Annotated in this window: 30 protein-coding genes and 1 tRNA gene; 14 read left to right on the top strand and 17 right to left on the bottom strand. The window is 67.3% G+C overall.

The features are described 5' to 3' along the window. The first annotated feature begins 16 nt into the window (after positions 1–16). Positions 17–292: a hypothetical protein gene (locus tag ABCN56_RS17285; RefSeq protein ID WP_343082079.1), complete on the top strand. Its 276-nt coding sequence runs from the start codon at positions 17–19 to the stop codon at positions 290–292. A 9-nt stretch (positions 293–301) separates the two neighbouring features. On the opposite strand, the gene eda is transcribed toward ABCN56_RS17285, so the two are convergent. Together eda and edd are read right to left on the bottom strand one after the other, a co-directional pair. Then, positions 302–940: a bifunctional 4-hydroxy-2-oxoglutarate aldolase/2-dehydro-3-deoxy-phosphogluconate aldolase gene (eda, locus tag ABCN56_RS17280; RefSeq protein ID WP_343082078.1), complete on the bottom strand. Its 639-nt coding sequence runs from the start codon at positions 938–940 to the stop codon at positions 302–304. Positions 941–1,042: 102 nt separating this feature from the next. Continuing rightward, the gene (gene edd / locus ABCN56_RS17275) at positions 1,043–2,848 is read right to left on the bottom strand and encodes a phosphogluconate dehydratase (protein WP_343082077.1); all 1,806 of its coding nucleotides are present in this window, start codon (positions 2,846–2,848) and stop codon (positions 1,043–1,045) included. Positions 2,849–3,037: 189 nt separating this feature from the next. Between edd and ABCN56_RS17270 the strand changes: the two genes are divergently transcribed. The 3 genes from ABCN56_RS17270 (at position 3,038) to ABCN56_RS17260 (ending at position 5,063) form a co-directional block, all read left to right on the top strand. Next, on the top strand, positions 3,038–3,217 hold the full coding sequence (locus tag ABCN56_RS17270) for an RSP_7527 family protein (RefSeq protein ID WP_343082076.1): 180 nt from the start codon (positions 3,038–3,040) through the stop codon (positions 3,215–3,217). Positions 3,218–3,321: 104 nt separating this feature from the next. Further along, positions 3,322–4,521: an RSP_2647 family RNA methyltransferase gene (locus tag ABCN56_RS17265; RefSeq protein WP_343082075.1), complete on the top strand. Its 1,200-nt coding sequence runs from the start codon at positions 3,322–3,324 to the stop codon at positions 4,519–4,521. Then, entirely contained in the window at positions 4,521–5,063 is a 543-nt protein-coding gene (locus ABCN56_RS17260; protein WP_343082074.1) for an RSP_2648 family PIN domain-containing protein, read from the top strand. Before ABCN56_RS17265 ends, ABCN56_RS17260 begins: the two co-directional genes overlap by 1 nt. A gap of 19 nt (positions 5,064–5,082) precedes the next feature. Here ABCN56_RS17260 and ABCN56_RS17255 read toward each other — a convergent pair whose 3' ends face one another. The 8 genes from ABCN56_RS17255 to ABCN56_RS17220 all read right to left on the bottom strand — a co-directional run bounded on the left by ABCN56_RS17255 (position 5,083) and on the right by ABCN56_RS17220 (position 10,944). Continuing rightward, on the bottom strand, positions 5,083–5,772 hold the full coding sequence (locus ABCN56_RS17255; RefSeq protein WP_343082073.1) for a M48 family metallopeptidase: 690 nt from the start codon (positions 5,770–5,772) through the stop codon (positions 5,083–5,085). A gap of 111 nt (positions 5,773–5,883) precedes the next feature. Continuing rightward, on the bottom strand, positions 5,884–6,498 hold the full coding sequence (locus tag ABCN56_RS17250) for a DedA family protein (RefSeq protein ID WP_343082072.1): 615 nt from the start codon (positions 6,496–6,498) through the stop codon (positions 5,884–5,886). Then, the gene (locus tag ABCN56_RS17245) at positions 6,495–6,851 is read right to left on the bottom strand and encodes a hypothetical protein (RefSeq protein ID WP_343082071.1); all 357 of its coding nucleotides are present in this window, start codon (positions 6,849–6,851) and stop codon (positions 6,495–6,497) included. Before ABCN56_RS17245 ends, ABCN56_RS17250 begins: the two co-directional genes overlap by 4 nt. After that, positions 6,848–8,029: a vWA domain-containing protein gene (locus ABCN56_RS17240; protein WP_343082070.1), complete on the bottom strand. Its 1,182-nt coding sequence runs from the start codon at positions 8,027–8,029 to the stop codon at positions 6,848–6,850. The genes ABCN56_RS17245 and ABCN56_RS17240 overlap by 4 nt, the downstream gene beginning before the upstream one ends. Before the next feature lie 4 nt (positions 8,030–8,033). Next, positions 8,034–8,198 carry a hypothetical protein gene (locus ABCN56_RS17235; RefSeq protein ID WP_343082069.1) on the bottom strand — a complete coding sequence of 55 codons (165 nt, stop codon included), beginning with the start codon at positions 8,196–8,198 and terminating at the stop codon, positions 8,034–8,036. Next, on the bottom strand, positions 8,195–9,577 hold the full coding sequence (locus ABCN56_RS17230) for a DUF2927 domain-containing protein (RefSeq protein ID WP_425466126.1): 1,383 nt from the start codon (positions 9,575–9,577) through the stop codon (positions 8,195–8,197). The genes ABCN56_RS17235 and ABCN56_RS17230 overlap by 4 nt, the downstream gene beginning before the upstream one ends. Further along, on the bottom strand, positions 9,577–10,032 hold the full coding sequence (locus tag ABCN56_RS17225) for a GNAT family N-acetyltransferase (protein ID WP_343082067.1): 456 nt from the start codon (positions 10,030–10,032) through the stop codon (positions 9,577–9,579). The genes ABCN56_RS17230 and ABCN56_RS17225 overlap by 1 nt, the downstream gene beginning before the upstream one ends. 72 nt (positions 10,033–10,104) lie before the next feature. After that, complete coding sequence (locus ABCN56_RS17220; RefSeq protein ID WP_343082066.1) at positions 10,105–10,944, bottom strand: AAA family ATPase; 840 nt, start codon at positions 10,942–10,944, stop codon at positions 10,105–10,107. Between the two features lie 181 nt (positions 10,945–11,125). Here ABCN56_RS17220 and dksA point away from each other — a divergent pair, with 181 nt between their 5' ends. After that, complete coding sequence (dksA, locus tag ABCN56_RS17215; RefSeq protein ID WP_343082065.1) at positions 11,126–11,548, top strand: RNA polymerase-binding protein DksA; 423 nt, start codon at positions 11,126–11,128, stop codon at positions 11,546–11,548. Positions 11,549–11,626: 78 nt separating this feature from the next. Further along, entirely contained in the window at positions 11,627–12,796 is a 1,170-nt protein-coding gene (locus ABCN56_RS17210) for an FAD-dependent monooxygenase (protein WP_343082064.1), read from the top strand. Positions 12,797–12,843: 47 nt separating this feature from the next. On the opposite strand, the gene xth is transcribed toward ABCN56_RS17210, so the two are convergent. Continuing rightward, on the bottom strand, positions 12,844–13,623 hold the full coding sequence (gene xth / locus ABCN56_RS17205; RefSeq protein WP_343082063.1) for an exodeoxyribonuclease III: 780 nt from the start codon (positions 13,621–13,623) through the stop codon (positions 12,844–12,846). A gap of 423 nt (positions 13,624–14,046) precedes the next feature. Beyond that, positions 14,047–14,373, bottom strand: coding sequence for a HesB/IscA family protein (locus ABCN56_RS17200; RefSeq protein ID WP_343082354.1), 327 nt, complete (start codon positions 14,371–14,373; stop codon positions 14,047–14,049). 83 nt (positions 14,374–14,456) lie between these two features. Between ABCN56_RS17200 and ABCN56_RS17195 the strand changes: the two genes are divergently transcribed. The 8 genes from ABCN56_RS17195 to ABCN56_RS17160 all read left to right on the top strand — a co-directional run bounded on the left by ABCN56_RS17195 (position 14,457) and on the right by ABCN56_RS17160 (position 23,185). Beyond that, positions 14,457–15,608, top strand: coding sequence for a deoxyguanosinetriphosphate triphosphohydrolase (locus tag ABCN56_RS17195; RefSeq protein WP_343082062.1), 1,152 nt, complete (start codon positions 14,457–14,459; stop codon positions 15,606–15,608). Positions 15,609–15,736: 128 nt separating this feature from the next. Further along, positions 15,737–17,590: a cation:proton antiporter gene (locus ABCN56_RS17190; RefSeq protein WP_343082061.1), complete on the top strand. Its 1,854-nt coding sequence runs from the start codon at positions 15,737–15,739 to the stop codon at positions 17,588–17,590. Between the two features lie 50 nt (positions 17,591–17,640). Further along, positions 17,641–19,386, top strand: a complete 1,746-nt coding sequence (gene argS / locus ABCN56_RS17185; protein WP_343082060.1) for an arginine--tRNA ligase — start codon at positions 17,641–17,643, stop codon at positions 19,384–19,386. 79 nt (positions 19,387–19,465) lie between these two features. Further along, on the top strand, positions 19,466–20,491 hold the full coding sequence (locus ABCN56_RS17180) for an SPOR domain-containing protein (protein ID WP_343082059.1): 1,026 nt from the start codon (positions 19,466–19,468) through the stop codon (positions 20,489–20,491). Further along, complete coding sequence (locus ABCN56_RS17175; protein WP_343082058.1) at positions 20,491–21,519, top strand: glycoside hydrolase family 3 N-terminal domain-containing protein; 1,029 nt, start codon at positions 20,491–20,493, stop codon at positions 21,517–21,519. The genes ABCN56_RS17180 and ABCN56_RS17175 overlap by 1 nt, the downstream gene beginning before the upstream one ends. Continuing rightward, positions 21,512–22,300 (top strand): segregation and condensation protein A, encoded by a 789-nt coding sequence (locus tag ABCN56_RS17170; RefSeq protein ID WP_343082057.1) that lies wholly within the window; start codon positions 21,512–21,514, stop codon positions 22,298–22,300. The genes ABCN56_RS17175 and ABCN56_RS17170 overlap by 8 nt, the downstream gene beginning before the upstream one ends. Before the next feature lie 38 nt (positions 22,301–22,338). Continuing rightward, positions 22,339–22,938 carry an SMC-Scp complex subunit ScpB gene (scpB, locus tag ABCN56_RS17165; RefSeq protein ID WP_343082353.1) on the top strand — a complete coding sequence of 200 codons (600 nt, stop codon included), beginning with the start codon at positions 22,339–22,341 and terminating at the stop codon, positions 22,936–22,938. Between the two features lie 25 nt (positions 22,939–22,963). Then, positions 22,964–23,185: a hypothetical protein gene (locus ABCN56_RS17160; protein ID WP_343082056.1), complete on the top strand. Its 222-nt coding sequence runs from the start codon at positions 22,964–22,966 to the stop codon at positions 23,183–23,185. 9 nt (positions 23,186–23,194) lie between these two features. Here the strand turns inward: ABCN56_RS17160 and ABCN56_RS17155 are convergent, their stop codons facing one another. The 5 genes from ABCN56_RS17155 to ihfA all read right to left on the bottom strand — a co-directional run bounded on the left by ABCN56_RS17155 (position 23,195) and on the right by ihfA (position 26,380). Continuing rightward, positions 23,195–24,004, bottom strand: coding sequence for a GNAT family N-acetyltransferase (locus ABCN56_RS17155; protein WP_343082055.1), 810 nt, complete (start codon positions 24,002–24,004; stop codon positions 23,195–23,197). An 85-nt stretch (positions 24,005–24,089) separates the two neighbouring features. Next, positions 24,090–25,166 carry a 2'-deoxycytidine 5'-triphosphate deaminase gene (locus ABCN56_RS17150; protein ID WP_343082054.1) on the bottom strand — a complete coding sequence of 359 codons (1,077 nt, stop codon included), beginning with the start codon at positions 25,164–25,166 and terminating at the stop codon, positions 24,090–24,092. Between the two features lie 62 nt (positions 25,167–25,228). Further along, positions 25,229–25,306: transfer RNA gene (locus tag ABCN56_RS17145), tRNA-Pro, on the bottom strand. Positions 25,307–25,373: 67 nt separating this feature from the next. Further along, entirely contained in the window at positions 25,374–26,066 is a 693-nt protein-coding gene (locus ABCN56_RS17140; RefSeq protein WP_343082053.1) for a MerR family transcriptional regulator, read from the bottom strand. A gap of 11 nt (positions 26,067–26,077) precedes the next feature. Further along, the gene (gene ihfA / locus ABCN56_RS17135; protein ID WP_343082052.1) at positions 26,078–26,380 is read right to left on the bottom strand and encodes an integration host factor subunit alpha; all 303 of its coding nucleotides are present in this window, start codon (positions 26,378–26,380) and stop codon (positions 26,078–26,080) included. Positions 26,381–26,503 lie beyond the last annotated feature (123 nt).

The raw sequence follows: 26,503 nt of genomic DNA, 5'->3' as shown, positions 1-26,503 counted from the left end.
GCCGGGAGATGCGGGGATGGAGCTGAAACAGGCGGATCCGAAAGGACTCATCCGCGAAAGCTATGCGATCGAGGGGATCAGCGCGCCGGAATGCCGCTCGATCTTCCTTGACTGGGCTCTGAGCATTCCACCCGGCACCGATACGCGAGCGGCTATCACCCTGCTTCTGGACCATTATGGCGCGGGCAAGGATGCGCATCCGATGACGGATACGCTGCGCCGGGGCCTCGATGAGATCCCGGAAGCGCGCCGGAGGGGCGGGCGCGCCGCCCGGTTCCGCCAGCAGGGCTGAAGACGCTCCTCAGCTGAGCGCCGCGGCCTCGCGCGCAAGTGCCTCGATCCCGGCCCAGTCGCCTTTGACAAGCCGTTCCTTCGGGGCAACCCAACTGCCGCCGACGCAGAGCGTGTTCGACAGCGACAGGTATTCCCTTGCATTGGCGAGCGTCACGCCGCCCGTCGGGCAGAAGCGCACCTGCGGGATCGGCGCGCCGATCGCCTTCAGCGCGGGCGCGCCGCCGGAAGCCTCCGCCGGGAAGAATTTCTGGACGGTGTAGCCCTTCTCGAGAAGGACCATCACCTCCGTCGCTGTCGCCGCCCCCGGAAGAAGTGCCAGACCCTCGTCCTCGCAGGCATCCAGAAGCCGCTCGGTCGCGCCGGGAGAGACGCCGAACTTCGCACCTGCCGCCTTCGCCGCCTTCACGTCGGCGGGTGTGAGCAGCGTGCCGGCGCCGACGACGCCGCCGGGCACTTCCGACATCGCCCGGATCGCGTCGATCGCGGCGGGCGTGCGCAACGTCACCTCCAAGGCCGGCAGCCCGCCGGCGACGAGCGCCCTGGCGAGTGGGAGGGCATGTTCAGGGTCTTCGATCACGAGCACCGGAACGACCGGGGCCAGCATGCAGACCTCGGCGGCGCGGCGGCTTTGTTCGGCAGGGGTCATCGGATCATCCTCTGGCGGAATTCATGGGCAGGGTTCGAAAGCCCCGTTCGGGCATGACTTGGCAAAGATGGCGAGGCGGGCGGACAGGCGCAAGCCGGGCATTCAGACCACGACGGCCGCGCCCTCGGTCGCCGGGCCGACGTTCCGGCGGAACGCTTCGAACAATTCCCGGCCAATGCCGACCTTGTTCCCGCTGAGATCGGCGGTCGCGGCGGGCCGGGCGTCGAAGTCTGGTTCGAGAACGTCGATCGTTCCCCTGGCCGCATCCACCCGGACGCGGTCGCCATCGCGCAGCCGGGCCAGCGGACCCGCATCTGCGGCCTCCGGGGAGACATGGATCGCCGCCGGAACCTTCCCCGAGGCACCGGACATGCGGCCGTCCGTCACCAGCGCGACCTTCAGCCCGCGATCCTGCAGCACCGCGAGCGTCGGGGTGAGCGAGTGAAGCTCCGGCATGCCGTTGGCCTTCGGGCCCTGGAAGCGAACGACGACCACGGTATCCGATGTGAACTCGCCGCGCTGGAAGGCGGCCCTGACATCGGCCTGGTCATGGAAGACGCGGGCAGGGGCCTCGACGACGCGATGCTCGGGCGCAACGGCGGATACCTTCATGACGCCACGCCCGAGGTTGCCGACGAGTTGCCTGAGCCCGCCCGTCGCCTGGAAAGGGTCCTTCGCCGGGCGGAGGATGCGGTCGTTCAGCGTCTTGCCCGCGCCGTCCTGCCAGACGAGGCGCCCCTCGATCAGCTTCGGCTCCCGACGGTAGCGGTCGAGGCCGTCGCCCGCGACCGTCCGCGCGTCGCCGTGCAGCAGACCCGCGTCGAGGAGTTCCCCGATCATGAAGCCGAGACCGCCCGCGGCGTGGAAATGGTTCACGTCGGCAAGCCCGTTCGGGTAGACCTTCGCCATGAGAGGCACGGTCTCGGACAGGTCGGCGAAATCGTCGAGGTCGAGGATGATCCCCGCCGCCCGCGCCATCGCCGGGAGGTGCAGCACGAGGTTCGTCGATCCCCCCGTGGCCATCAGCCCGACGATGCCGTTCACGAAGGCGCGTTCGTCGAGGATCTCGCCCGCCGGGCGGTAATCGTTACCGAGCGCGGTGATCGCGGCCGCCCGTTCGACGCCGGCCACCGTCAGCGCGTCGCGCAGCGGCGTGCCGGGGTTCACGAAGCTCGCTCCGGGAAGGTGGAGGCCCATGAACTCCATCAGCATCTGGTTCGTGTTCGCCGTGCCGTAGAAGGTGCAGGTGCCCGGGCCATGGTAGGAGGCCATCTCGGCCTCCATGAGCTTGTCGCGCCCGACCTCTCCGGCCGCGAACTGCTGACGGACCTTGGCCTTCTGATCGTTCGGCAGGCCGCTCGTCATTGGGCCGGCCGGGATGAACACGGCGGGTACGTGACCGAAGGTCGCCGCGGCGATGACGAGCCCCGGCACGATCTTGTCGCAGATGCCGAGGTAGACCGCTGCGTCGAAGGTGTTATGGCTCATCGCCACACCCGCGGCGAGCGCGATGACGTCGCGGGAAAACAGGCTCAGTTCCATCCCCGGCTGGCCTTGAGTCACGCCGTCGCACATTGCCGGCACGCCGCCCGCCACCTGGGCCGTGGCGCCGACCCGGCGCGCCGCCGCGCGGATCATGTCCGGATAGCGTTCGTAGGGCTGGTGCGCGGACAGCATGTCGTTGTAGGCGGTGACGATCCCGATGTTCGGGGCCCGCCCCGCCGCCAGCGCCGGCTTGTCCTCTCCCATGGCGGCATAGGCATGGGCCTGGTTGCCGCAGGCGAGGTGCGCCCTGGCTGGGCCGGCCTCTCCCGCGCGCCGGATCCGGTCGAGATAGGCGGAGCGCGCCGCAGAGGAGCGGGCGCGAACCCTGTCGGTGACTTCGGCGATTCTGGGGTCGAGGTTCATGGAAACTCCGCTGCCAACTGTCGTTGAGGCCGCGCATATCATAGTGTGTTAGCGCTAACAACGCAAATCACTCCGTCGCGCGGAAGCCATGATCATGTCGCATGGCGGCAATTCGGAGATGTCCGTAGTAAAGTCAGTAATGCTGCCCCATTTTGTCTCTGGACACTGAAATACTGAAGGAATTTGGCAATGACCAAGTTGAACCATATCCCTGCTGCAGAGCAGATCGACTTTTCGGAAATCGAACTTGCGGCGCGCCGCCTGCGCGCGGAAGCCGCTCGCGAAATGGTCGTGGCCTTCGCCGCGATGATCAAGCGGGTCTTCGGCTCGAAAGCGCGAAACGTGGGCGGGGCAACTCAGGCTTCCTGACCGATAAAGGTCCTGCGGGCCTTGCCGGAAACGGGTTAGCCCCTTCCGATTGCCGGGCGAAAGCACTAGAGGGACTGTAAATCCCTTGATCGCCCGGCGCGCGTATGACTGACACAAAGACAATCCCCACCGTCCGACTTCGGCCCAAGGCCGAGGCCAGGGCGATCCGGCACGGCTTCCCCTGGGTCTATGCCGACGAGATCGTCAGCGACCGGCGCACCATGGCGCTGCGCCCAGGCACGTTCGCGCGTCTCGAGGACGCGGACCGCCGTCCGCTCGCGCTCGTGACCGTCAACCCATCATCCAAGATTTTCGCGCGGGTCATGGAACGCGACGCGGAGGCCGAGGTCAGCCGCGACTGGCTGGCCCAACGGATCGGTCGCGCGCTGGCGCTGCGCGAGCGGCTTTACGACGCTCCCTTCTACCGGCTTGTCCATGCCGAGGCCGACGGGCTTCCGGGGGTCGTTATCGACCGGTTCGGCGACACGGCGGTGATCCAGCCGAACGCCGCCTGGGCCGAGGCGCATGTGCACGAGCTTGCCGTGGCGCTGGCCGAAGTGACCGGTGTCGAACACATCGTGAAGAACGGAACGGGCCGCGCCCGGACGCTGGAGGGGCTGCCGGAAGAGACGGTGGTGCTGACGGGGGATGTTGTCGGGCCGGTGCCAGTTCGGATGAACGGCGCGATCTACCTGGCCGACCTTATCGGGGGTCAGAAGACGGGCCTCTTCTTCGACCAGCGGGAAAACCACGCCTTTGCCGCGCGGCTGGCACGGGGCGCGCGGGTGCTGGACGTCTTTTCGCATGTGGGCGGCTTCGGGCTCGCCGCGCTTGCGGCCGGGGCGGAGAGCGCGCTGGCGGTGGACGGGTCTGCCGCCGCCTTGGCGCTTGCCGAGAAGGGGGCCGAGGCTTCGGGCGTCGCGGAGCGTCTTGCGACGCGGCAGGGTGACGCCTTCGCTGTGATGGAGACGCTGGCGGCCGAGGGAGAACGCTTCGACGTCGTGATCTGCGATCCGCCGGCCTTCGCGCCCTCGAAACCGGCGCTGGAAGCAGGCCTCCGCGCCTACGAACGCGTTGCGCGCCTTTCGGCGCAGCTCGTGGCGCCCGGCGGCTACCTCGGACTCTGCTCCTGTTCGCATGCGGCGGACCTCACGGCCTTCCGCAACGCCTCCGCGCGTGGCATCGGCAAGGGCGGGCGGCGCGGGCAGCTTCTGCACACGGGCTTCGCGGGTCCTGACCATCCGCAGCTGCCGCAGCTGGCCGAGACGGGCTATCTGAAGGCGCTGTTCTTCCGGCTGGACTGATGAAGGCGCTTCTGGACGCCTGCGTTCTCTACCCGACGGTCCTGAGGGAGATCCTTCTGGGCGTCGCGCGCGAGGGGCTCTACACGCCGCTTTGGTCCGACCGGATCCTCGAGGAATGGGCGCGGGCCGCCGCGCGCTTCGGTCCGGCGGCGGAGGCGCAGGCGCGGGGAGAGGTCGCGGTCGTCCGAGCCGAGTTCCCGAAGGCTTCCGTGCCGCGCCACGAGGGGCTGGAGGCGCGGCTGCATCTGCCCGACAAGAATGACATCCACGTGCTTGCGGCTGCCATCGCCGGCGGGGCGGATGCGATCATCACCTTCAACCGCGCCGATTTCCCGCGCGGCACGCTTTCCATCGAGGGGCTCGACCGGCGCGATCCGGACGGGTTCCTGTGGGAACTCTGGTCCGACCATCCCGAAACCGTGGGCCGGGTGGTGGAGGCGGTCCGCGCCAAGGCCGAGCGGCTTTCGGGCGAGCCCCAGCCCCTGCGCCCGCTTCTGAAACGTGCGCGGCTGCCGCGTCTCGGCAAGGCGCTGGCGGGCTAGCCTGTCGCCCTGCGCGGGCTCATTCGCCCAGGCGCCACTTCGTTTCGTTCGTCTCGATCGCGGCGATGCGCTCCTCGGTCTTCGGGTGGCTCATGAGCCAGGCGGGCGGGCCCGCGCCGATCCGGCCGGTGAGCAGGTCGAGCTTCCGGAACAGGGATTTCTGCGGCTCGGTGCCTATCCCGGCCTTGATGAGCAACGCCGAAGCATAGGCGTCCGCCTCGTATTCGTCGCCCCGTGACAGCCGCGCCGCGACGAGCGAGGTGATGAGGTTCGCAAGGTAGGGGCCGATCCCCGGCAGGAACCGTCCGAGAACCGTCATCAGTGCCACCCGCACGGCGTTCTGGCCGGAAAAGTCGATCATCCTTCGGCGCGCGTGCCCCAGCGCCACATGTCCAAGCTCATGCGCGACGACGCTCGCCATTTCCTCGGCGCTGATCTCGCCCGCGCGGAATTTCTCGTAGAAGCCGCGCGTGATGAAGATGCGCCCGTCGGGCGCGGCAAGGCCGTTCACCGGCGCGACCTCGTAGATGTGGACCGGGATCCGCTGGAGGTCGAGCGCGCGGGCCATCCGGGCAATGACCGGCGCGAGCGCGGGGTCGGCCAGAGGAGCCGAACGCGCGTCGAGTTCCTTGCCCAGCCGCCAGGCCGAGAAGCGCCACATGACGAGGCCGTACAAGATCGCAAGGATAAGAGGCGTGAGCTTCAGCATGAGACCAATATAGGCTGACTTGGAGCGAGAGTTACTCCCCGGACGGAAATTCAGATCTCCTGACGGCGATAATCGCGGGTCACTTTCACATGAGCGGCAGGGACGCGGGCGTCAGGCAGCGCCGTGGTTCGCCCGGCGCCCCTGTCGGATTGCCGCGCGAAGCCAGAAGCCAAGCGCCAAGGCCGCGCCGAACGCACCGAGAAAGCCGAGCGCCGAGCCGATAAGGTCGTTCGCCGCCTCGATGTTGCCGGCGAAGGCGAACCCCATGCCGACGTAGGCGGTGACCCAGACGGCCTCTCCGGCGGCTTCCGGCAGGATGAAACGCCGCCAGGGAAAGCCCGCCGCACCGCCCGCGATGTTCACCCAGGGGCCGAGCGGGCTGAGAAGCCACCGCGTGAGGAAGACTGCGATGCGGCCCTTCAGCTGCATCTGCGTTTCGGCCCGCGCGATGAGGCCCGCTCGCTTCGGGTTCCGCTTGAGCTTCTCCAGAAGCCCCGCGCCTCCGCGGCGGCCGAGGAAGAAGCCCGCATTGTCGCCGAGAATGGCGCCGACGTAGGCCGCCCCGGCGACCTGCCAGAGAACGAGGTCGCCCGAAGCCACGAACCCGCCGGCGGTCAGCATGATCAGCGAGGAGGGGACGGGAAGCGCGAGACAGGACAGGAAGGTCGTGGCCGCAAGCAGCCAGAGCCCCCAGGTGGGAACCAGTGCGAGGAGCCAGTCGGTCATGAACCGTCACCCTCGGCGGCCTGGAGTTCCGCGAGCATGGCGGCCACCTCGGCAAGGAATTCGTCGAGGCTCTGCCCGCGCTCCTTCGCGATATCGGCGAGGGTCTGCGGCTTGCCCGGCTGCGGCGTCGCACCGAGCGCCTCCGCGACCGTTTCGCGCGGCAGATCCCAGCTGCGGGCAAGGTATCCCGGCGTCATCCAGCCTTCGGGCCGGATTTCATGATGCGCCGGATCGGACCAATAGATCGTGAAGGCGATGAAGCGGCCGGCGAAGAACAACGAGATCGCCACGGCCAGCACGAAGGCCACGAGCGCGGGGCGATGGTCGCGCCAGAGACGGGCGATGGCGGTCATGACAGCTCCTTCATCGCGCGCCCGATCCCTTCGAGCGTAAGGGGAAACATGCGTCCGTCGAAGATGTCCCGGATCATGCCGACGGACTGGGTATACTGCCAGTGCCGCTGGGGCAGGGGGTTAAGCCAGACGTTTGCGGGCCACTGTTCCCGGGCGCGGTGCAGCCAGACCTGCCCGGCCTCGGCGTTCCAGTGCTCGTTCGCGCCGCCGGGCATCGCGACCTCATAGGGCGACATCGACGCGTCGCCCACGAAGATGCACTTGTAGTCGGAGCCGTAGGTCCTGAGCACTTCCCAGGTCGGCGTCTGCTGGTCCCAGCGGCGGCGATTGTCGCGCCAGACGCCTTCGTAAAGGCAGTTGTGGAAGTAGTAATGTTCCAGGTGACGGAACTCCGCGCGGGCCGCGGAGAAGAGCTCCTCCACGACGCGGACATGCCCGTCCATCGAGCCGCCCACGTCGAGGAACAGGAGAACCTTCACGGCATTCCGCCGCTCGGGGCGGGTCTGCACGTCGAGGTAGCCGTGCTCCGCCGTCGCGCGAATCGTGCCGTCGAGGTCCAGTTCCTCCGCCGCTCCCTGCCGCGCCCAGCGGCGGAGCCGCTTCAGCGCAACCTTGATGTTGCGGGTACCGAGTTCCACCTGGTCGTCGAAGTCGCGGAAGTCGCGCCGGTCCCAGACCTTCACGGCGCGCTGGTTGCGCGACCTGTCCTGGCCGATGCGCACGCCTTCCGGGTTGTAGCCATAGGCGCCGAAGGGCGAGGTGCCTGCCGTTCCGATCCATTTCGATCCGCCCTGGTGCCGCCCCTTCTGCTCCTCCAGCCGCTTGCGCAGCGTCTCCATCAACTTGTCGAACCCGCCGAGGGCCTCGATCTCGGCGCGTTCCTCCGGAGTCAGGTGGCGTTCGGCGAGCTTGGCGAGCCATTCTCCCGGCAGCTCGATGGCCTCGAGGACCTGTTCCGCGCCGATTTCCTCGAGCCCCTTGAAAGACTCGGCAAAGGCCCGGTCGAAGCGGTCGAGGTGGCGTTCGTCCTTCACCATCGCGGTGCGCGCGAGGTGGTAGAAGCCCTCCACGTCGTAGGTCACGAGTCCCGCATTCAGCCCTTCCAGGAACGACAGGAATTCGCGCAGGGAGACCGGGACGCCGGTCTTCCTGAGTGTCGCGAAGAAGGGAAGGAACATGGGATCAGGCGAGCCTGTCTATGAAGACGGTTGCGAAAAGGCCGAGGATCGCGCCGAGGATCGCGAAGGCGGTCGCGTATTGCAGGATGTCGAGCGTCCTGCCCTTGCGGCGGCGGGCGAGAAACCCGCCCCAGAGTGCGCCCAGAATGAACCCGGCAATGACGATCATGGAACCCTCGTTCGGTTGGCAGGGGAAAGCGCAGCGATCTCGGAAACGCGGCGACGGATGTCGGCCTCGCCGCCGAAGCCGTAGCGCGCCCAGCCGAGGGCGTCCAGCCTTACCGCGCGTGCTTCGGATGCGCGGCCCTGCGCTTCAAGTGCCTCTGCCCGGATCAGCATGAGCGTGGCGAGAAGCGCGGCGTTTTCCGCATCCGCGACCGCCGGAAGGGCGCGGAGCGTGATCGCCTCCGCGTCTTCGGCATGTCCGGCGGACAGGGCGAAGGCGGCAAGCTGCATGTCTACATGGGCGGCTTGCACCTCCATGCCGGAACCCGATCCGTAGATCCGACGTGCCTTCAGGAAAGCCTCGAGCGCGGTGTCGAGGCGGCTTCCGAGCGACAGCCGGCCAAGTGCGAACCACGCGAAACCCGCGCGGGCGTCGTGCCAGCCTTCCGCCTCGGCGATGGCCACGGCCTTCAGGGCGGCCGACTTGCGGCGGGAGGCGCCCGCGTGGGGGCCAAGTGCCGTCTCGATCGCCTCCACGAAGGCGTGGGGCGTCGGCTCCGGGGGAGCGTAGCCGGCCCTGCCGCCGCGCGGATTGATCCGCGAGAGTATCCCGGGCAGCCGCATCGCGACCTCTTCCATGCTCATGCCCGAGGACAGTTCCGGCGCGTAGTAGGCGCGCAGGATCAACATGTCGAACCCGGTCAGCACGTTGTGGAAATTGTCGTCGTTGAAGACGGAATCGGGCAGGCGGTAGAGGTCGTTCAGGGGGCCGAGAGCCTGGGCGATTTCCTCGTGCAGGCAGTCGCGGATCTCTTGCGGCGGCGTGTCCGAGGGGACGAAGACGGCGGCGCGTGTCCGTGTTTCAAGCGTCGTCCAGTCAACCGCCGGGCCCCGGCGGCTTCTGCGGTATTCGTCCCAGGAGGTCAGGCGCGGCACGACGAAGCAAGCAGCCTGCGGCACGAGCGCCTGCATCCGCTTGCGCGGGAGGAACTCGACGGTGATCGACGCCGCCCGGTCGGACGGGACCTGGGTCACGTCGATCCCGGCCTCGTTCCGCAGCCGGCCGATGAGCCGGGCGACATCGGCCCGCGCGACGGCGGGAACGGTGCCGGTGACGCGAAGTGTGATCGGGCCCTCGAAGCGGGTCAGGATCGGAAGGCGGCGGCCGCTCTCCATCTGGAACGCGAGTTCGAGGAAATCCCGCGTGATCGCCGTGTTGGAGGCCATGGGCGCATTCACGCGGGGCGCGCCGAAGGTCTTCATCGGCGGAAGCGGCAGCAGGTCCGTTGCCGTGGGGACGCGCCGCGCGGCCTCGGGGCCGGAAGGCGGAGCGCCGCAGGCCGAAAGCGCGATCGCGAGGCAAAGCGCGGCGACGCTGCGCATCATTCGTGCCTGCTGTAGCGGATGAACGGGGTCTTCACCCCCACCTTGTCGTAGAGCATCCGGCCCATGTAGTTGTGTTCTTGTGTCAGCCACCAGACACCGGGCGCGCCGTGCTTGTCGGCCTCCGCATAGACGGCCTCGATCAGAGAGCGCCCGATGCCGCGGCCGCGCCGCTCGGGATCGCAGAAGAGGTCCTGCAGATAGCAGACGTTTTCGAGCTTCCAGCAGGTGCGGTGGAACAGGTAGTGCGCGAGGCCGACGAGCTTGCCGCCCTGTTCGGCGACGAGGCCGTTGAACTCCCACGGGTCACCGCTGAGCAACCGGGCGAAGGTGGTGCGGTAGACCTCCTCCGGCACACGTGTCTTGTAGAAATCGAGATATGCCGTCCAGAGCCTGCGCCAGTCGTGTTCGTCGTCCTGGGCGAGCGGGCGGATCGTCAGGTCGTCGGGGCGCATGGCTTGGTCCTCCGGTGGAAATCCTGAATTAGTGCGCGCCGGGCCCTGAGGCCAGCGCCGGCACCTGTCGTCCTAGCGACCCGCTCGGGCCATGAAGGCGAGCCGCTCGAAGAGATGCACATCCTGTTCGTTCTTCAGCAGAGCGCCGTGCAGTCTGGGCAGCAGGTTCTTGCCGTCGCGCTTCAGGTCCTCCGGCCCGAGATCCTCGGCGAGGATGAGCTTCAGCCAGTCGAGGACTTCGGATGTGGAGGGCTTCTTCTTCAGCCCGGGCGTCTCGCGCAGTTCGTAGAACTGGGTGAGCGCTGTGGTAAGAAGCGCTTCCTTGACGCCCGGAAAATGGACGTCGACGATCGCCTTCATCGTCTCGGGGTCCGGAAACCGGATGTAGTGGAAGAAACAGCGCCGCAGGAAGGCGTCGGGCAGTTCCTTCTCGTTGTTCGATGTGATGATGACGATCGGCCTCTGCCGCGCCCTGATCGTTTCCCCGGTCTCGTAGACGTGGAACTCCATCCGGTCGAGTTCCTGAAGGAGGTCGTTCGGAAACTCGATATCCGCCTTGTCGATCTCGTCGATCAGGAGGACGACCTTTCCGTCGGCCTCGAATGCCTGCCAGAGCTTGCCCTTTCGGATGTAATTCCTGACGTCGTGCACCCGCTCGTCGCCGAGCTGACTGTCCCTGAGCCGGCTGACAGCGTCATATTCGTAAAGCCCCTGGGATGCCTTGGTCGTCGATTTTACGTGCCATTCCACGAGAGGCAGGCCGAGCGACTCAGCTACCTCCCGCGCGAGTTCGGTTTTGCCCGTTCCGGGCTCCCCCTTGACGAGGAGCGGCCGTTCGAGAGCCACCGCGGCATTCACCGCGACCGCGAGATCGGGCGCGGCGACATAGCTTTGCGTAGAGCTGAATTTCATAGGAATTCCGATGGTCTGACGGCGGATTTTGCAGCAGAGCCTACTTCTGCCATCAAATGGCCGCAAGGAGTTGGCATCACCTAGTGACATCCCCGTGCGCATGGGTTAATGACCCGGCCGAGGCGTACCGGAGGACGTCGGCGACCAACACCCGGCATCCGGTGAAGTGGAGGGAGCAGTGGTGAAACCCGAGATTTTTCTTCCTGACGACTATCGTCCGGCCGAGGACGAGCCGTTCATGAACGAGCGTCAGCTGGAGTATTTCCGCCGAAAACTGATCACCTGGAAGCACGAACTTCTCGAGCAGAGCGCCGAGACGATCGAAGGTTTGCAGGATTCGGCCCGTAACGTTCCGGACCTTGCGGACCGGGCGAGCGAGGAAACCGACCGGGCGCTCGAACTGAGGACCCGGGACCGCCAGCGCAAGCTGGTCGCCAAGATCGATTCTGCGCTGCGGCGGATCGACAACGGCGAATACGGATATTGCGAGATGACCGGGGAACCGATCTCGCTCAGGCGGCTGGACGCGCGTCCGATCGCGACCATGACGCTCGAGGCGCAGGAAAAGCACGAGCGTCGCGAACGGGTTCACCGCGACGACTGACGTTCGGGTGATAGAAAGCGCGAGACTTCTTGGCACCGGGGCCTTATGGCTCCGGTGTTTTCGTGTGGAGACGGAAGAATGCTGATCGGCCGCGAAGTGACTGTTCTGGGCGCTGGCGTTGCGGGCCTTGCCGTGGCGCGGGCCCTCGCGCTTCGGGGGGCGGCCGTCACGGTCCTCGAGCAGGCGGACACCCTGACCGATATTGGCGCCGGCCTGCAGATCACGCCGAACGGCGCGCGCGTGCTTCGATCTCTTGGCCTCGGTGACAGCCTGAGTGGAGCGGGGCTTCGTGCGAAGGCGGTGCAGCTTCTCGACGGCGAAACCGGCTCGAAGGTCCTGCGGATCGACCTCGCCGAATTGCGGCCGGGGCAGGAATACCGCTTCGTCCACCGGGCCGATCTGATCGCGCTCCTCGCGGACGGTGCGCGTGAGGCCGGGGTGGAAATCCGGCTTGGCCAGAAGATCGCGGAGGTGGCCCTCGGCGGTGACAAGCCGCGGCTCGTGACGGAAGCGGGGACAGAGATCCGGACGGGACTTCTTATCGGGGCGGACGGGCTTCATTCCAGGACGCGGGCGGCTCTCAACGGTCCGGTCGCGCCGTTCTTCACCCACCAGGTCGCCTGGCGCGCGACGCTGCCGGAGAAACCGGGGGGCGACCCGGAGGCGCGCGTCTACATGGGGCCCGGGCGGCACCTCGTCACCTATCCGCTGCGCGGCGGGACGCTGCGCAACATCGTCGCCGTCGAGGAGCGGCGCAACTGGGTCGAGGAAAGCTGGCGGCTGCGCGATGACCCGCTGGCCCTGCGTCTCGCCTTCGAGAATTTCGTCCCCGAAGTGCGCGACTGGCTGGCGCGGGTGGACGAGCCCTGGCTCTGGGGGCTTTTCCGTCACCCGGTGGCGCGCCGCTGGCACGGGCAGGGCGCCGTGATCCTGGGCGACGCGGCCCATCCGACGCTGCCGTTCCTCGCGCAGGGTGCGAACATGGCGCTGGAGGACGCTTGGGTTCTTTCGGCCTGTCTGGCCAGGCATGACGAGGAAGCGGCGGGACTGGCCGCCTACCAGCTGGCACGCGAGGCGCGCGTCCGCCGCATCGTCGAGGCGGCGAACGCGAATGCGCGCAACTACCACCTCACCGGCATGAAGCGCGACATCGCGCATCTCGGGTTGCGAGCCATTGCCGCCCTGCGCCCGGCAGCGATGCTGGGCCGGTTCGACTGGCTCTACGGGTACGACGCGACCGCCATCTGACCCGTTCAGCCCGGCGCGGGCCTGAGCCGCGCCGGCGCATCAGGCGATCAGGCGTCGAGTTCAATCCAGACAGGAACGTGGTCGGAGGGCCTGTCGCGACCGCGCGTGTCCTTGTCGATGCCCGCCGACTTCAGCAGATCGGCAGCCTGCGGCGACAGCAGGAGATGGTCGATCAGGATGCCGTTGTTCCGTTCCCAGGCCGCGGCCTGATAGTCCCAGAAACTGTAGTGCCCGGCCTCCGGGTGCAGGGCGCGGAAGGCGTCGGTCAGGCCGAGGTTGACGATCCGGCGGAAGGCCTCGCGCGTTTCGGGCAGGAACAGCGCGTCCTTCTCCCAGGCTTCGGGCTTGGCCGCGTCCTCACGCTGTGGGATGACGTTGTAGTCGCCGGCCATGATGAAGGGCTCCTCGAGCTTCAGAAGCTCTTCAGCGCGCGCCTTCATGCGCTTCATCCAGGCAAGCTTGTAGTCGTATTTCGGCCCCGGTGCCGGATTGCCATTCGGCAGGTAGAGGCCGCACAGGCGGACGGCACGGCGTCCGATGACGGTGGCCTCGATCCAGCGGGCCTGCTCGTCCTCATCGTCGCCTGGCAGTCCGCGCCGGATGTCCTCGAGCGGAAGCTTCGACAGGATCGCGACGCCGTTGAAGCCTTTCTGCCCATGCGTCTCGACGCGGTAGCCGAGGTCCTCGATCGGCTCGCGCGGAAAGCCTTCGTCCACGGACTTGATTTCCTGCAACGCCACGACATCGGGCTCCGCCTCTTTCAGCCAGTCGAGAAGGGCCTCGATCCGGGCCTTGATCCCGTTGATGTTGAACGTCGCGATCTTCATGTCCGGCCTCCGCTGTGCGGCCGCATCTTGGCCGCAGGCGCCAGCGCGCACAAGCAGTTGGCTCGCCCCGTCTTCGCCTCATCGCCCGGGATCAGGCCGGAGACCTTGCGCAGAGTGGTCAATCGAATTGCGCATTTTTGCCCGAATTGGCCCATAGCGTCGGGGTGCTGGAGATTGGAATTTGAAGGCGTTCGGTTCCATCCGGGCGCCCGTAAGGGGGATAGGGCATGTGGTTCGCGTTCTTCAGACGCCAGAGCCGGGACTGGCGTCCGCGCAGACAGCAGACTCACGAGAAGCTGGGAATCGAGGACTTCCGCGAAACCTTCGCCGCAGAAGTCGCGGCAATGGAGGAATTGGCGGCGCGCCCGGATGATTCCAGACCGAAATCCGCCGCGCTGCTTCTTATGCGGCCACTGAGCGCGGTCAGATCGAGAACGACGTCCCGCAGCCGCAAGAACTCGTAGCGTTCGGGTTCTCGATCACGAATCGCGCGCCGATCAGTTCCTCGGTGAAATCGATCACGGCATTCGACAGGAACGGCAGCGAGACGGGGTCGATCAGAATCTTCTGCCCGTCTCCCTCCAGGACCAGATCGTCCGGCGCGGGATCGTCGAGCCGGATGTCGTACTGGAACCCCGAACAGCCTCCACCCTCGACCGCGACGCGCAGCGCCTTCTCTTCGCCCTGAGCGGCGTTGATCTCGGCCAGGCGCGCGAAGGCGCGGGGGGTCGCACGGGGAGGAAGGTTCAGAGCTTCCATCGGGATTTCGCCATATCATTCCTTGGGTTTCCCGAATATATGATCGGCGAACCGGCCCGACAAGAATTCCCAAGATGACACTTGCTCCTTTTGCCTGCAAACCCGAAGAAAGTCGCGGGCGCCTTTATCCCGAAGCCATGTCCACGTTCCGGTCGCCTTTCCAGAGGGACCGCGACCGCATCATCCATTCCTCGGCGTTCCGGCGTCTGAAGCACAAGACGCAGGTCTTCGTCGAACACGAGGGCGATTACTACCGGACGCGTCTGACCCACACGATCGAGGTCGCGCAGGTCGCGCGCACGATCGCCGGGGCGCTTGGCCTCAACGTGGAACTTGCGGAGGCCGTGGCGCTTGCCCACGACCTTGGCCATCCGCCCTTCGGCCATACCGGTGAGGACGCGCTGGCGGCGCTCATGGCTCCCTATGGCGGCTTCGACCACAACGCGCAGGCCATCCGGATCGTCACGCGGCTTGAACGCCACTACGCCGATTTCGACGGGCTGAACCTGACGTGGGAGACCCTCGAAGGCATCGCCAAACACAACGGCCCGGTTACGGGCGAGCTTCCCTACGCTCTGGCGGAATTCAACGAGCTTTACGATCTCGAACTCCACACCCACGCAAGCGCCGAAGCGCAGGTGGCCGCTGTCGCCGACGATGTCGCATACAATCACCACGACCTTCATGACGGGCTCCGCGCAGGGCTGTTCACGGAAGACGACCTGATGGAGCTTCCTGTGACCGGCCCCGCCTTCGCCGAGGTCGACCGGCTCTACCCCGGGCTCGAGCCGATGCGGCGTCGGCACGAGGCGCTCAGGCGTGTCTTCGGGGTCATGGTGGAGGACGTGATCGCGGTGGCCGAAACGCGCCTGGCGACATCGAAGCCGCAGAGCGCGCAGGAAATCCGCGAGATGGAGGGGCCGATCATCCGCTTCTCCAAGCCGCTTTATCAGAACCTCAAGGCGATCAAGTCTTTCCTGTTCACGCGGATGTACCGCGCACCCTCCGTAGTGAGGGAGCGCAAGCGCGTCACGCGGATGGTTAACGACCTGTTCCCGCTGTTCCTGAAGGATCCCTCCCTTCTTCCATCCGACTGGCAGGACGACATCGCCGCCGCCAGGAACGAGACCGAGCTTGCGCGCGTCGTGCTCGATTACGTGGCGGGGATGACCGACCGTTTCGCGATCCAGGAGCACGAGCGGATTTTCGGCCCGGCGGAGGAGTGAGCGGCCGCCGGATCGCCGAATGGCGAAAAGGGGTTTTTCAGGCCTTGGCGATCCCGCGCCTTCTGCAAGAATAGGAAAAACGCCGCGGGGTGCCGCCGGCGGACAGCGTACGCGGAAAGAGGGACGGGATGGCGATTGAGGAAACGGTCGGGGGCCTGAGCCCAGCGCTCGCCTTCGCATTCGTGGGCGCCCTTGGCGTCGGCAGCCAGTGGCTCGCGTGGCGGCTGCGTCTGCCGGCGATCGTCCTGATGCTCGCCGCGGGCCTGATCGCCGGTCCGGTGACGGGCATCTTCATCCCGTCGCGCGACATCGGCCCGATCGTCGGGCCCCTGATCTCGCTCGCGGTCGCGGTGATCCTGTTCGAGGGCGGCCTGACGCTCGACCTGCACAAGCTGGGTGACGCGCGGGCAGGGGTCCGAAGGCTCGTCGTGATCGGGGCGCCGCTCGGCTGGCTTCTTTCCACGCTCGCGCTGCGCTTCGGCGCGGGGCTCTCCTGGGAGGCGTCGACGGTCTTCGGTGGGATCCTGATCGTCACCGGCCCGACGGTCATCGCGCCGATGCTGCGTCATGCGCGGCTTGGCCGAAGGCCGGCCGCGCTTCTGCAGTGGGAGGCCATCGTCAACGACGCGCTGGGCGCGCTTGCCGCGGTCCTCGCCTTCGAATTCGTGCTCGTCTTCCATTCAGGCGTCAAGTTCGGCGCCGCGGCCTCGGAACTCGCGATCGGCATCGGCTTCGCGACTGTCCTGGGCTTCGCTGCCGGCTATGGCACGGCGCGCGCCTTCGGGCGGGGACGGGTCCCCGAATACATGAAGGTGCCCGTCCTTTTCGCGATCCTCCTTCTGACCTTCGCGCTCGCGGATGCGGTGCTGCACGAAAGCGGCCTTCTGGCCGTCACGGTCATGGGGCTCGTGATCGCCAACGCGGACCTCGCCTCGTACGAGGAACTGCGCCGGTTCAAGGAACATGCCTCCGTCCTGCTCGTCTCGGGCGTCTTCATCCTGCTCGCGGCCTCGCTTGACCCGGCGTCGCTCGATCTATTGACCTGGCGTGCGGTCGTCTTTGTCGCGCTCGTCGTGCTGATCGCCCGCCCGTTCACGGTGCTGATTTCGCTGATCGGAACCGGGCTGCCCTTCCGGGAGAAGCTGTTGATCTCGCTGACCGGGCCACGCGGCGTCGTGCTCGTCGCCGTCGCGGGCCTTTTCGGGGAGCGCCTTGCCGGCCTCGGGATCGAGGACGGGGCGCTTCTCGGCCCGCTCGCATTCGCGCTCGTGACCGCCACGGTCGTGCTGCACGGCTTCTCGCTCGCGCCGTTCGCGCGCTTCCTGGGGCTCGCGGGCGCGGACGTGCCGGGCGTCCTGCTCGTCGGTGGATCCCGCTTCACCACCGGGCTCGCCGAGGCACTGAAGAGCGCGAAGGTGCCCGTCCTCGTGACCGATCCCAACCATGGCCGGCTTTACCGCGCGCGTGCGGCCGGTGTTCCGACCTTCTACGGCGACATCCTCGGCGAGGCGGCGGAACAGTCGGTCGAGCACCTGCACTACGAGACGCTGATCGCGGCTTCCGACAACGATGCCTACAACACGCTCGTCGCCACCGACCTCGCGCCCGAATTCGGCCGTGCGAAGGTCTGGCAGATTGCGCGGGCGAAGGAGGGGAAGGCCCGGCACGCGCTTCCCACCCAGCTTGGCGGCCGCAGCTTCGGCAGTGGCCGGACGCATTCCGAGTTCGAGGCGCTGATGACCGAGGGCTGGGTCTTCCGCGTCACCCGGCTGACCGAGGAATTCGGCTATGAGGACTGGCGCGAAAAACGGCCGGGGGCGATCCTTCTCGGGCGGCTCAGCGAGAAGGGAGAATTCTCTTTCGTGCGAGAGGACAAGCTGCCGAAGTTCGCTCCGGGAATGCGGCTCATTTCGCTGCTTCCGCCCGGGACCGTGATAGAGGACGCGACGTCTTCGAATGGGGACGGGAAGGGGCGGCATTGACGCCGCGCCCGGGCTCTGGCAGACCGCGCGGGTCAGACAGGACCCCGAAAATGAACCTTTTCGCCGAAATCCGTAGCCTCGTGATCGATAGCCTTGGCCAATTGCAGGCCGAAGGCGTCCTGCCCCAAGGTCTCGACATGGCCGCCGTCGCGGTCGAGCCGCCGCGCGACGCAGCGCATGGCGACATGGCCACGAACGCAGCGATGGTGCTTGCGAAGCCCGCAGGCCAGCAGCCCCGCGCGATCGCAGAGGCGCTGGCCGCGAAGCTTTCCGCCGACCCGCGCATCGACGTCGCGGAACCGGCCGGACCGGGTTTCCTGAACCTGCGCCTTTCGGCGAACGTCTGGCAAGGCGTGCTGAAGGCGGCGCTGGCCGGCGGCAAGGATTTCGGGCGCTCGGACATCGGGCAGGGCCAGAAGATCAACGTCGAGTTCGTGAGCGCCAACCCCACCGGCCCGATGCACGTGGGCCATACGCGGGGCGCGGTGTTCGGCGACGCGCTTTCCTCGCTTCTCGACTTCGCCGGTTACACGGTGACGCGGGAATACTACATCAACGACGGCGGCGCGCAGGTCGACGTGCTGGCGCGCTCCGCCTACGAGCGCTACCGGGAGGCGCATGGCCTCTCGCCCGAGATCGCCGAGGGGCTCTATCCCGGCGACTACCTCATCCCCGTGGGCGAGGCGCTGAAGGAGAAATACGGCGACAGCCTTCTCAACAAGCCGGAAGCAGAGTGGCTCGCCAAGGTGCGGGACTTCGCCACCGACGCGATGATGGAGATGATCCGCGAGGATCTGGCCGTTCTCGGCGTGAAGATGGATGTCTACTCCTCCGAAAAGGCGCTCTACGGAACGGGCAAGATCGAGGCGGCGCTCGAGCGTCTGCGCGAGATGGAGCTGATCTACGAGGGCGTGCTGGAGCCTCCGAAGGGCAAGACGCCCGAGGATTGGGAGCCGCGCGAGCAGACGCTGTTCCGTTCCACCGTGCATGGCGACGACGTCGACCGTCCGGTGAAGAAGTCGGACGGCAGCTGGACCTACTTCGCCCCCGACATCGCCTATCACTACGACAAGATCGCGCGCGGCTTCGATCAGCTGATCGACGTTCTGGGTGCGGACCACGGCGGCTACGTGAAGCGGATGAAGGCGGCGGTGGCCGCGCTGTCGAACGGCAAGGTGCCGCTCGACATCAAGCTCATCCAGCTCGTGAAGCTCTGGAAGAACGGCGAGCCGTTCAAGATGTCGAAGCGGGCTGGCACATTCGTGACGCTCCGCGACGTGGTGGAGCAGGCGGGGCCGGACGTGACGCGCTTCGTGATGTTGACGCGCAAGAACGACGCTCCGCTCGACTTCGACTTCGACAAGGTGCTCGAGCAGTCGAAGGACAACCCGGTCTTCTACGTCCAGTACGCCCATGCGCGCGTCTGTTCGGTCATCCGCAAGGCGACCGAGGCGGGTATCGAGGCTGGCGACACGGTTCTGGCAGGGGCCGATCTTTCGCGGATTTCGCATCCGTCGGAGATCGCGCTCGCGAAGAAGATCGCCGAATGGCCGCGTCTCGTGGAAATCGCCGCGAAGGCGCACGAGCCGCACAGGGTGTCCTTCTACCTCTACGAACTTGCGAGCGAACTTCACGCCCATTGGAACCGGGGCAACGAGGACCCGTCGCTGCGGTTCCTCCAAGAGGGCGATCCCGCGATGAGCCAAGCGAAAATCGCGCTCGCGCGGGCCGCAGGCGTTGTTATTTCCGCCGGTCTTGGTATCCTTGGCGTGACCCCGGCGGAAGAAATGCGCTGAACACAAGCGCCGCCAGCCGGGCAGCACAGGCAAGAGACGGCAGGGGCGCCCGTGCGCCCGAAGCCGCGGTGAGGCGAGCATGGCGGACAACACCTTCCGGGACTACTCGGAGTTTCGTGGCCCTGAGACCGCGGGGCAGCTGAACGTTTCCAGGATCGTCAACATCGCAGGGGCCGCGACCTCCTTCGCTCTGGTCGCCGGACTCGCGGTGTGGGGATACAAACTCGCGGTGCGCGACGTCGCCGGGGTCCCGGTCATTCGCGCGCTTGAGGGGCCGGCTCGGATTGCGCCCGAGGACCCGGGCGGGGAACTCGCGCGCCACACCGGCCTCGCGGTGAACGCCGTTGCGGCGGAGGGCACGGCCGAGGCGCCGGCCGACAGGCTGGTGCTGGCGCCAAGGCCTGACGACCTCGGAGAAGAAGCCTTGCCGATGGCCGAGCTTCGCCCCGTGGCACGGGCTGCGGCTCCTGTCGAGCCGACTGCGGAGGCTGCGGATGCAGCCCTGGCAGAACCGGAGACCACCCAGCCCGCAAGCCTGGCCGAGACGCTTGAACCCGGTGCCGACCCCGCCGAGCGCGCCATTGCCCTGGCGGAGGAAATGGCGAATGCGGCCGAACCGCTCGCCGTCGCGCCCGCAGAGGCCGAGGCCGTCGAAGGTGCGCCCGAGGTGGCCGCCCAACTTGAGATCATAGCCGCCGACGTGCCGGGCGTTTCCCGTTCGCCGCGTCCCATGACCCGGCCGGCGACGGCCCCGCGCAGGGTCGCGCCGGAAGCGGTCGGGGCCGCCATTGCGCTCGCCCTCGCGCCGGAGGCAGAGGCCGGCGTCCGCGCGGTCGATCCCGAAAGCCTTCCGTTGGGAACGATACTCGTCCAGCTCGGCGCCTATGACGATCCCGAAACCGCCAAGCGGGAGTGGGAACGGATTTCGGTGCGCTTCGGGGCGCTCATGGAAGGCAAGGGCAGGGTGATCCAGGAAACGGAGACGGGCGGACGCCGCTTCTTCAGGCTCCGCGTCGAAGGTTTCCCGGAGATGGCCGACGCGCGCCGCTTCTGCGCCGCGCTCCTCGCCGAGGATGCGGCCTGTATCGCGACCCAGGTGCGCTGATGGACGGGAAAGTCGGGGCGGGAACGACCGCCGCGATCCTCGGATGCGAGGGACCGGTTCTGTCGCCCGATGAGGCCGCGTTCTTCCGCGCCTCGGACCCCTTCGGCTTCATTCTGTTCGCCCGAAACGTCGAAAACCCCTCGCAGCTCTCGCGCCTGACATCCGACCTGCGCGAGGCCGTCGGCCGGGACGCTCCGGTGCTGATCGATCAGGAGGGCGGCCGCGTGCAGCGGATGCGCGCGCCACACTGGCGGGAGTGGCTGCCGCCTCTCGACCAGGTTCTTGCGAGCCCTTCGGGGATGGCGGCGCGAGGGCTCTGGCTGCGTTACCGGCAGATCGCCGAGGAGCTCCGCGCCGTCGGGATCGACGCGAACTGCGCGCCGACGGCCGATGTCGCCGGCCCCCTGACGCACCCGTTCCTGCGAAACCGCTGTTTCGGCGAGACCGCCGAGGCCGTGACCGAAGCGGCACGCGCATCGGCTGACGGGCTTCTGGCCGGGGGCGTCCTGCCCGTCGTGAAGCACATGCCGGGGCACGGCAGGGCCCAGGTCGACAGCCATCACCAGCTTCCGACCGTCACTGCAGATGCGGCCGAGCTTTTCGCCACCGACTTCGTTCCCTTCGCGGCGCTCGCTGACCTGCCACTGGCGATGACGGCGCATATCGTCTTCACCGCCTTCGATCCCGACAACCCCGCGACGACCTCACCCCGCATGGTCCGGCTCATCAGGGAGGAGATCGGGTTCAAGGGTTTCCTGATGACGGACGACATTTCCATGCAGGCTCTCGCGGGGGACATCGCCGATCGCGCTGCGGCCTCCATCGCCGCCGGTTGCGACGCCGTCCTGCACTGCAACGGCAAGATGGCCGAGATGGAAATGGCCGTAGCCGCGGCCGGTTCGCTTTCGCCGGACGCGCGGGCACGCGCCGAAGCGGCGCTTGCGTGCCGCAGGCAGCCGGATGCCATTGACACCGCCCTTCTGGAGGCCGAATTTGAGAGGCTTCTGAAGGGACCGTGCAATGGTTGACGAATCCGGGCAGGGCAGCACCGTCACACCGGTTTCGGAGCGGCTCGCCGCCGAGGCCCTGATCGTCGATGTCGACGGCTTCGAAGGGCCGCTCGACCTCCTGCTGACGCTGTCGCGGACGCAGAAGGTAGACCTCAGGAAGATATCGGTCCTGCAGCTGGCCGAACAATACCTGGTCTTCGTCGAACGCGCGCGTGCGCTCAGGATCGAGCTGGCCGCGGACTACCTCGTCATGGCCGCCTGGCTCGCGTTCCTCAAGTCGCGCCTTCTCCTGCCTCCGGACCCTGCCGACCAGGGACCTTCCGGTGAGGACCTCGCCGCGCATCTCGCATTCCAGCTGGAACGGCTTCAGGCGATGCGCGAGGCCGCGGCTCGGCTCATGGCGCGCGACCAGAAGGGGCGCGATTTCTTCGTCCGTGGCATCCCGGAAGACGTGACGCGCTTCCGCCGCGTTCAGTACACCGCGACGCTTCTTGACCTCATGCAGGCCTATGCCCGCATCCGTACGCGCGACGAGTTCCGTCCCTACGCCTTCGACCGGACCCATGTCTTCACCCTGGAACAGGCGCTTGACCGCATGCGCGGGCTCATCGGCTTCGCTGGCGACTGGACGGAGCTTTCCAGCTACCTCCCCGAGGGCTGGGAGAGCGATCCCACCCGTCGCCGGTCCGCCACGGCGGCGACCTTCGCGGCGTCGCTGGAACTCGCCAAGCAGGGGCAAATCGAGCTAAGACAGTCCGAGACCTTCGCCCCGATCTCGATCAGACGGAAGCACTCGTGACCGATCTTAAGGAACAAAGCCTGTTCGAAGCCCCGCCGATGGCCGAACAGGAACGGATGGTCGAGGCGATCCTCTTCGCCTCCGCCGATCCGGTGACGGTGGCCGAGCTTGAATCCCGGATGCCGCATGGCTCCGACCCGGCGGAGGCGCTCGTCTACCTGCGCAAGCGCTACGAGGGCAGGGGGGTCCGTGTCGTCAAGGTCGGCGATGCCTGGGCGATGCGGACGGCGCCGGACCTCGGGTTCCTGATGCAGAAGGAAACCGTCGAGACCCGCAAGCTGTCGCGGGCCGCGATCGAGACGCTGGCGATCATCGCCTATCACCAGCCGGTGACCCGCGCCGAGATCGAGGAGATCCGCGGCGTCGCCGTCAGCCGTGGGACCGTGGACCAGCTGCTGGAGCTCGACTGGATCCGTTTCGGACGCCGCCGGATGACGCCCGGCCGGCCGGTCACGTATGTCGTCACACAGAATTTCCTCGACCACTTCGGTCTGGAAAGCGCCCGCGATCTTCCGGGCCTCAAGGAACTCCGCGCCGCCGGTCTGCTGGACAGCCGACCGCTGCCGGGCGCCGGAAGCCGCGAGGAGGAGCCCGAGGCCGAGGATCAAGCCGGGCAGAGCGAGTTGTTCGAGGATTGATGGCTCGAGGGGCCGGGAGAACGGAATGAATATCAACCAGTTGATCAACATGATCGTGCGCCGGGTCACGCGGAACCTCGTCAATCGCGGGATCGATGCGGGGATGGCAAAGGTGGCCGGGTCCGGAAAGGGCAGGTCCAGTGGCGGGCAGGCCGCCAAGCAGGGCACCAACGCCTCCCGCGCCGCTCGCGAGACGGCCAAACGCGCGCGCCAGGCGGCAAAGATCACCCGACGCCTGGGCCGGTGATGGCCGGGCTCAGGTCTGCTGGAAGATCCGGTAGTCGAAACGCCGGGTGAAGCCCATCCGTTCGTAGATCGGCCGACCCATCGAGGAAGACTGAAGCACGGCGACCTGCGCGCCCGCGGCCTTCGCGGCTTGCAGGGCGTGAAGCGTCATCGCCGCGCCGATGCCGCGGCGACGCGCCTCCGGCAGGGTCGCAACCGCGTAGACCCCCGCGAGCCCGTGAGAAAGCACCAGCGACGATGTCGCCACGGGCTTGCCGTCCAGGTAGCCGGTGAACCGTGTCTGTCCCGCCAGCGCGGTGTCCGGGATCCCCTCTTCGACATCGGCGAGCGCCTCTGCGGCCGCACCCGGAAAGCCGGTGCCGACCGCGGCGATCCGGCCCCACAGGGCCCGCTGCGGTGGGGTCGACGCGGCGTCGATCCGGAGTCTTTCCGGAACGGCCGCAGCTGGCAGGTCGTCGATACGGGCGGTCATCGCCGGTACCGTTCCGGCTTCGGCGAGGCCCTTCGACGCGAGCCTCTCGCCAGTTCCTTCCTCTTGCGCAGCCGGTCCGATCCACCACAGCGCCGGCGTTCCATCGCGGGCGATCTTCTCCCCAAGCTGCGTCCGTGCCGCGTCGAGTTCCGGGCCGGGTTCCCGGCTTACGATCGCGCCGTTGAAAAGCGGGTGCGGCACCGAAGTGGCATAGGCCACGATGCCCGGCGCCTCGAGCAGCGTGCAGCCGCCGGACCTGCCGTAGGCTGACCAGTAGGCCGACATGTTCGAATCCATCGCGGCGACCATGTCCGCACCAAGCCCGTCCGCATCGCCGCCCAACACCATGGTGTCCTCCCCGGGTCCGGACCGGAATGATACGACGATTCTCGCCGCCCGGAGACACAATTCGATTCGGAATGGAGTGCTGCGGTCAGAACGACCGGAAGTGCTTCGACAGCTTGAGGCCCTGGCCCTGGTAGTTGGACGCGATCCCCGCGCCGTAAAGCCGGTCGGGGCGCGAGGACATCCGTTCGTAGACGAGCCGCCCGACGACCTGCCCGTGTTCCAGGACGAACGGAGCCTCGTGGCAGCGGACCTCCAGCACCCCGCGCGAGCCTGCGCCACCCGCCGTGCTGTGCCCGAAGCCCGGGTCGAAGAAACCCGCGTAATGGACACGGAATTCACCGACCATCGCGAGGTAGGGCGCCATCTCCGCCGCGTAGTCGGGGGGGATCGTCACCGCCTCGCGCGAGACGAGGATGTAGAAGGCTCCCGGGTCCAGGATGATGCGCCCCTCGTGGGTGCGGATTTCCTCCCAGAACTCGGTCGGGTCGTATTGCCCGATCCGGTCGAGGTCGATCACGCCGGTGTGCGGCTTCGCGCGGTAGCCGACGAGGTCGGTGCCCTCGGGCTTGAGGTCCACGGAAAACCCGAGCCCCTCGGAAATCAGTGCATCGCCCGATACAAGCCGTTCCTCCGCATGGAGAGCGGCGAGCGCGGAATCGGACAGCACGGCCTGACCCTGCCGGAACCGGATCTGGTTGAGCCGCATCCCGGGGCGGACGAGGACCGAGAAGGAGCGCGGGCAGATCTCGGCGTAGAGCGGGCCCTGGTAGCTCTCGGGGATGCGGTCGAACTCCACGCCGCCATCGGTGATGGTCCGAGTCAGGAGGTCGAGCCGCCCGGTCGAGCTCTTGGCGTTCGCGACGGCGCTCACGCCCTTCGGAAGGGCGAGGCTCTCCATCAGGGGCACGACATAGACGCAGCCCTTTTCCAGGACGGCGCCCCGGGTCAGGTCCACGCGATGCATCTCGAATTCCGAAAGCCGATCGCGCACGCTGCGGCCCTGGCCCGCAAGGAAGGAGGCGCGGACGCGGATCGCCGTCGTGCCGAGGCGAAGGTCGAGGCTTGCGGGCTGGATCTGTTCAGACGTCACGGGTTCGTCGGACGCGATGGCCCCGCCCGCGATCATCGCTTTCAGCGCGCTGTCGGGAAGAACCCCTGTCATGGTCTGAACCGCCCCCTCAAAGACGAACGCCCGCCCCGGAAAAGGGGCGGGCGTTTCGGTGATGGTCGGGCCGGCGAGATTCGAACTCGCGACCTTCCGCCCCCCAGACGGACGCGCTAACCAGGCTGCGCCACGGCCCGACACGGGGGCATATAGAGCGATTGGACCGGCGGGGGCAAGCGACAAAACGCATGGCGTCGCGGCCTGTCAGTCCCCGGCGCGCGACTGAGCCGCGACAAGCCTTGCATGTAGGGCGTTCAACCGCTTGTGCAGCGGCTCCAGATCCGATTGCCGGGTCATGAGCACGGGCACCGGGATCGCGCGCAGGCGGACCGAAAGCGGCGCCTCCGGACTGGCGGTGACCGATTCTGGCACGGGGGCGGGCACGTCCGCAGCCGTTTCGGGTTCCTTCGTGGGGGCCGCAGATGACACTCCGGCCGGTTCCGCCACGGCCGGTTCCGGCGCCAAGGATTCTTCCTCCACCGGCGGAGAAAGTTCGGAAGGAGAGGCCGCTTCCGCAGGGGCCTCAGGCGCGCTGGCGCGGGCCTCCACCGCCGCTTCGGCGGGTTCGCGCTCGGGCGCCTCTTCGGCCTCGGCTGCGAGCGTCTCTTCTATCTGGGAAAGGTCGGCGACGTACCGGGCGCCCTTTTCCTTAAGGATCTTCTGCACGCCACGGATGGTGATTCCATCCTCGTGCAGGAGTTTGCGAATGCCATCGAGTAGCGAGATATCCGCGGGGCGGTAGTAGCGACGGCCACCCGCGCGCTTGATCGGCTTCACCTGGGGAAACCGGCTCTCCCAGAAACGGAGGACATGTGCCGGGGTGTCGATGAGTTCCGAGACCTCGCTGATCGTCCGGAACGCTTCCGCGGATTTCTGGGCTCCGTCCTTTTGCACCACGTCGGCGAGCCTCAGGATTTGTTGCCCGCTGCGACGCGATCCTTCATCAGATGCGATGGCCGGAACGTCAGCACACGCCGCGGGCTGATCGGCACTTCCTCACCCGTCTTCGGGTTGCGACCCACACGCGCGGCCTTTTCGCGAACCGAGAACGTGCCGAAGGACGAGATCTTGACGGTTTCTCCCTCGGCCAGCGCATCCGACATGTGCTGGAGCACCCTTTCCACGAGTTGCGCGGATTCGTTCCGGGACAGGCCTACCTCGCGGAAGACGGCCTCGCTCAGGTCCATACGCGTCAGAGTCTTCTCGCTCATCTTTACCCCCACTGTTGCAGGAAGGATGAGGCGTTTGAATTTCCGAGTCAATATCAACGGCTTGGAACCGGTTCTTGAAGGCGGACCCGCGCCGGCGCGCTGAAGGGTCCGGCCAAGCGGCGC

It is taken from the genome of Ostreiculturibacter nitratireducens (genome assembly GCF_032670585.1).
Classification (GTDB): domain Bacteria; phylum Pseudomonadota; class Alphaproteobacteria; order Rhodobacterales; family Rhodobacteraceae; genus Ostreiculturibacter; species Ostreiculturibacter nitratireducens.
The sequence above is the reverse complement of the archived record's forward strand: the minus strand, read 5'-3'. Positions and strand labels throughout refer to the sequence as shown.

Coding starts and splice junctions, on each gene's coding strand:
- ABCN56_RS17285 (WP_343082079.1), top strand. CDS start 17: ATGGAGCTGAAACAGGCGGATCCGAAAGGACTCATCCGCGAAAGCTAT.
- eda (WP_343082078.1), bottom strand. CDS start 940: ATGACCCCTGCCGAACAAAGCCGCCGCGCCGCCGAGGTCTGCATGCTG.
- edd (WP_343082077.1), bottom strand. CDS start 2,848: ATGAACCTCGACCCCAGAATCGCCGAAGTCACCGACAGGGTTCGCGCC.
- ABCN56_RS17270 (WP_343082076.1), top strand. CDS start 3,038: ATGACCAAGTTGAACCATATCCCTGCTGCAGAGCAGATCGACTTTTCG.
- ABCN56_RS17265 (WP_343082075.1), top strand. CDS start 3,322: ATGACTGACACAAAGACAATCCCCACCGTCCGACTTCGGCCCAAGGCC.
- ABCN56_RS17260 (WP_343082074.1), top strand. CDS start 4,521: ATGAAGGCGCTTCTGGACGCCTGCGTTCTCTACCCGACGGTCCTGAGG.
- ABCN56_RS17255 (WP_343082073.1), bottom strand. CDS start 5,772: ATGCTGAAGCTCACGCCTCTTATCCTTGCGATCTTGTACGGCCTCGTC.
- ABCN56_RS17250 (WP_343082072.1), bottom strand. CDS start 6,498: ATGACCGACTGGCTCCTCGCACTGGTTCCCACCTGGGGGCTCTGGCTG.
- ABCN56_RS17245 (WP_343082071.1), bottom strand. CDS start 6,851: ATGACCGCCATCGCCCGTCTCTGGCGCGACCATCGCCCCGCGCTCGTG.
- ABCN56_RS17240 (WP_343082070.1), bottom strand. CDS start 8,029: ATGTTCCTTCCCTTCTTCGCGACACTCAGGAAGACCGGCGTCCCGGTC.
- ABCN56_RS17235 (WP_343082069.1), bottom strand. CDS start 8,198: ATGATCGTCATTGCCGGGTTCATTCTGGGCGCACTCTGGGGCGGGTTT.
- ABCN56_RS17230 (WP_425466126.1), bottom strand. CDS start 9,577: ATGCGCAGCGTCGCCGCGCTTTGCCTCGCGATCGCGCTTTCGGCCTGC.
- ABCN56_RS17225 (WP_343082067.1), bottom strand. CDS start 10,032: ATGCGCCCCGACGACCTGACGATCCGCCCGCTCGCCCAGGACGACGAA.
- ABCN56_RS17220 (WP_343082066.1), bottom strand. CDS start 10,944: ATGAAATTCAGCTCTACGCAAAGCTATGTCGCCGCGCCCGATCTCGCG.
- ABCN56_RS17210 (WP_343082064.1), top strand. CDS start 11,627: ATGCTGATCGGCCGCGAAGTGACTGTTCTGGGCGCTGGCGTTGCGGGC.
- xth (WP_343082063.1), bottom strand. CDS start 13,623: ATGAAGATCGCGACGTTCAACATCAACGGGATCAAGGCCCGGATCGAG.
- ABCN56_RS17195 (WP_343082062.1), top strand. CDS start 14,457: ATGACACTTGCTCCTTTTGCCTGCAAACCCGAAGAAAGTCGCGGGCGC.
- ABCN56_RS17190 (WP_343082061.1), top strand. CDS start 15,737: ATGGCGATTGAGGAAACGGTCGGGGGCCTGAGCCCAGCGCTCGCCTTC.
- argS (WP_343082060.1), top strand. CDS start 17,641: ATGAACCTTTTCGCCGAAATCCGTAGCCTCGTGATCGATAGCCTTGGC.
- ABCN56_RS17180 (WP_343082059.1), top strand. CDS start 19,466: ATGGCGGACAACACCTTCCGGGACTACTCGGAGTTTCGTGGCCCTGAG.
- ABCN56_RS17175 (WP_343082058.1), top strand. CDS start 20,491: ATGGACGGGAAAGTCGGGGCGGGAACGACCGCCGCGATCCTCGGATGC.
- ABCN56_RS17170 (WP_343082057.1), top strand. CDS start 21,512: ATGGTTGACGAATCCGGGCAGGGCAGCACCGTCACACCGGTTTCGGAG.
- scpB (WP_343082353.1), top strand. CDS start 22,339: ATGGCCGAACAGGAACGGATGGTCGAGGCGATCCTCTTCGCCTCCGCC.
- ABCN56_RS17160 (WP_343082056.1), top strand. CDS start 22,964: ATGAATATCAACCAGTTGATCAACATGATCGTGCGCCGGGTCACGCGG.
- ABCN56_RS17155 (WP_343082055.1), bottom strand. CDS start 24,004: ATGGTGTTGGGCGGCGATGCGGACGGGCTTGGTGCGGACATGGTCGCC.
- ABCN56_RS17150 (WP_343082054.1), bottom strand. CDS start 25,166: ATGACAGGGGTTCTTCCCGACAGCGCGCTGAAAGCGATGATCGCGGGC.
- ihfA (WP_343082052.1), bottom strand. CDS start 26,380: ATGAGCGAGAAGACTCTGACGCGTATGGACCTGAGCGAGGCCGTCTTC.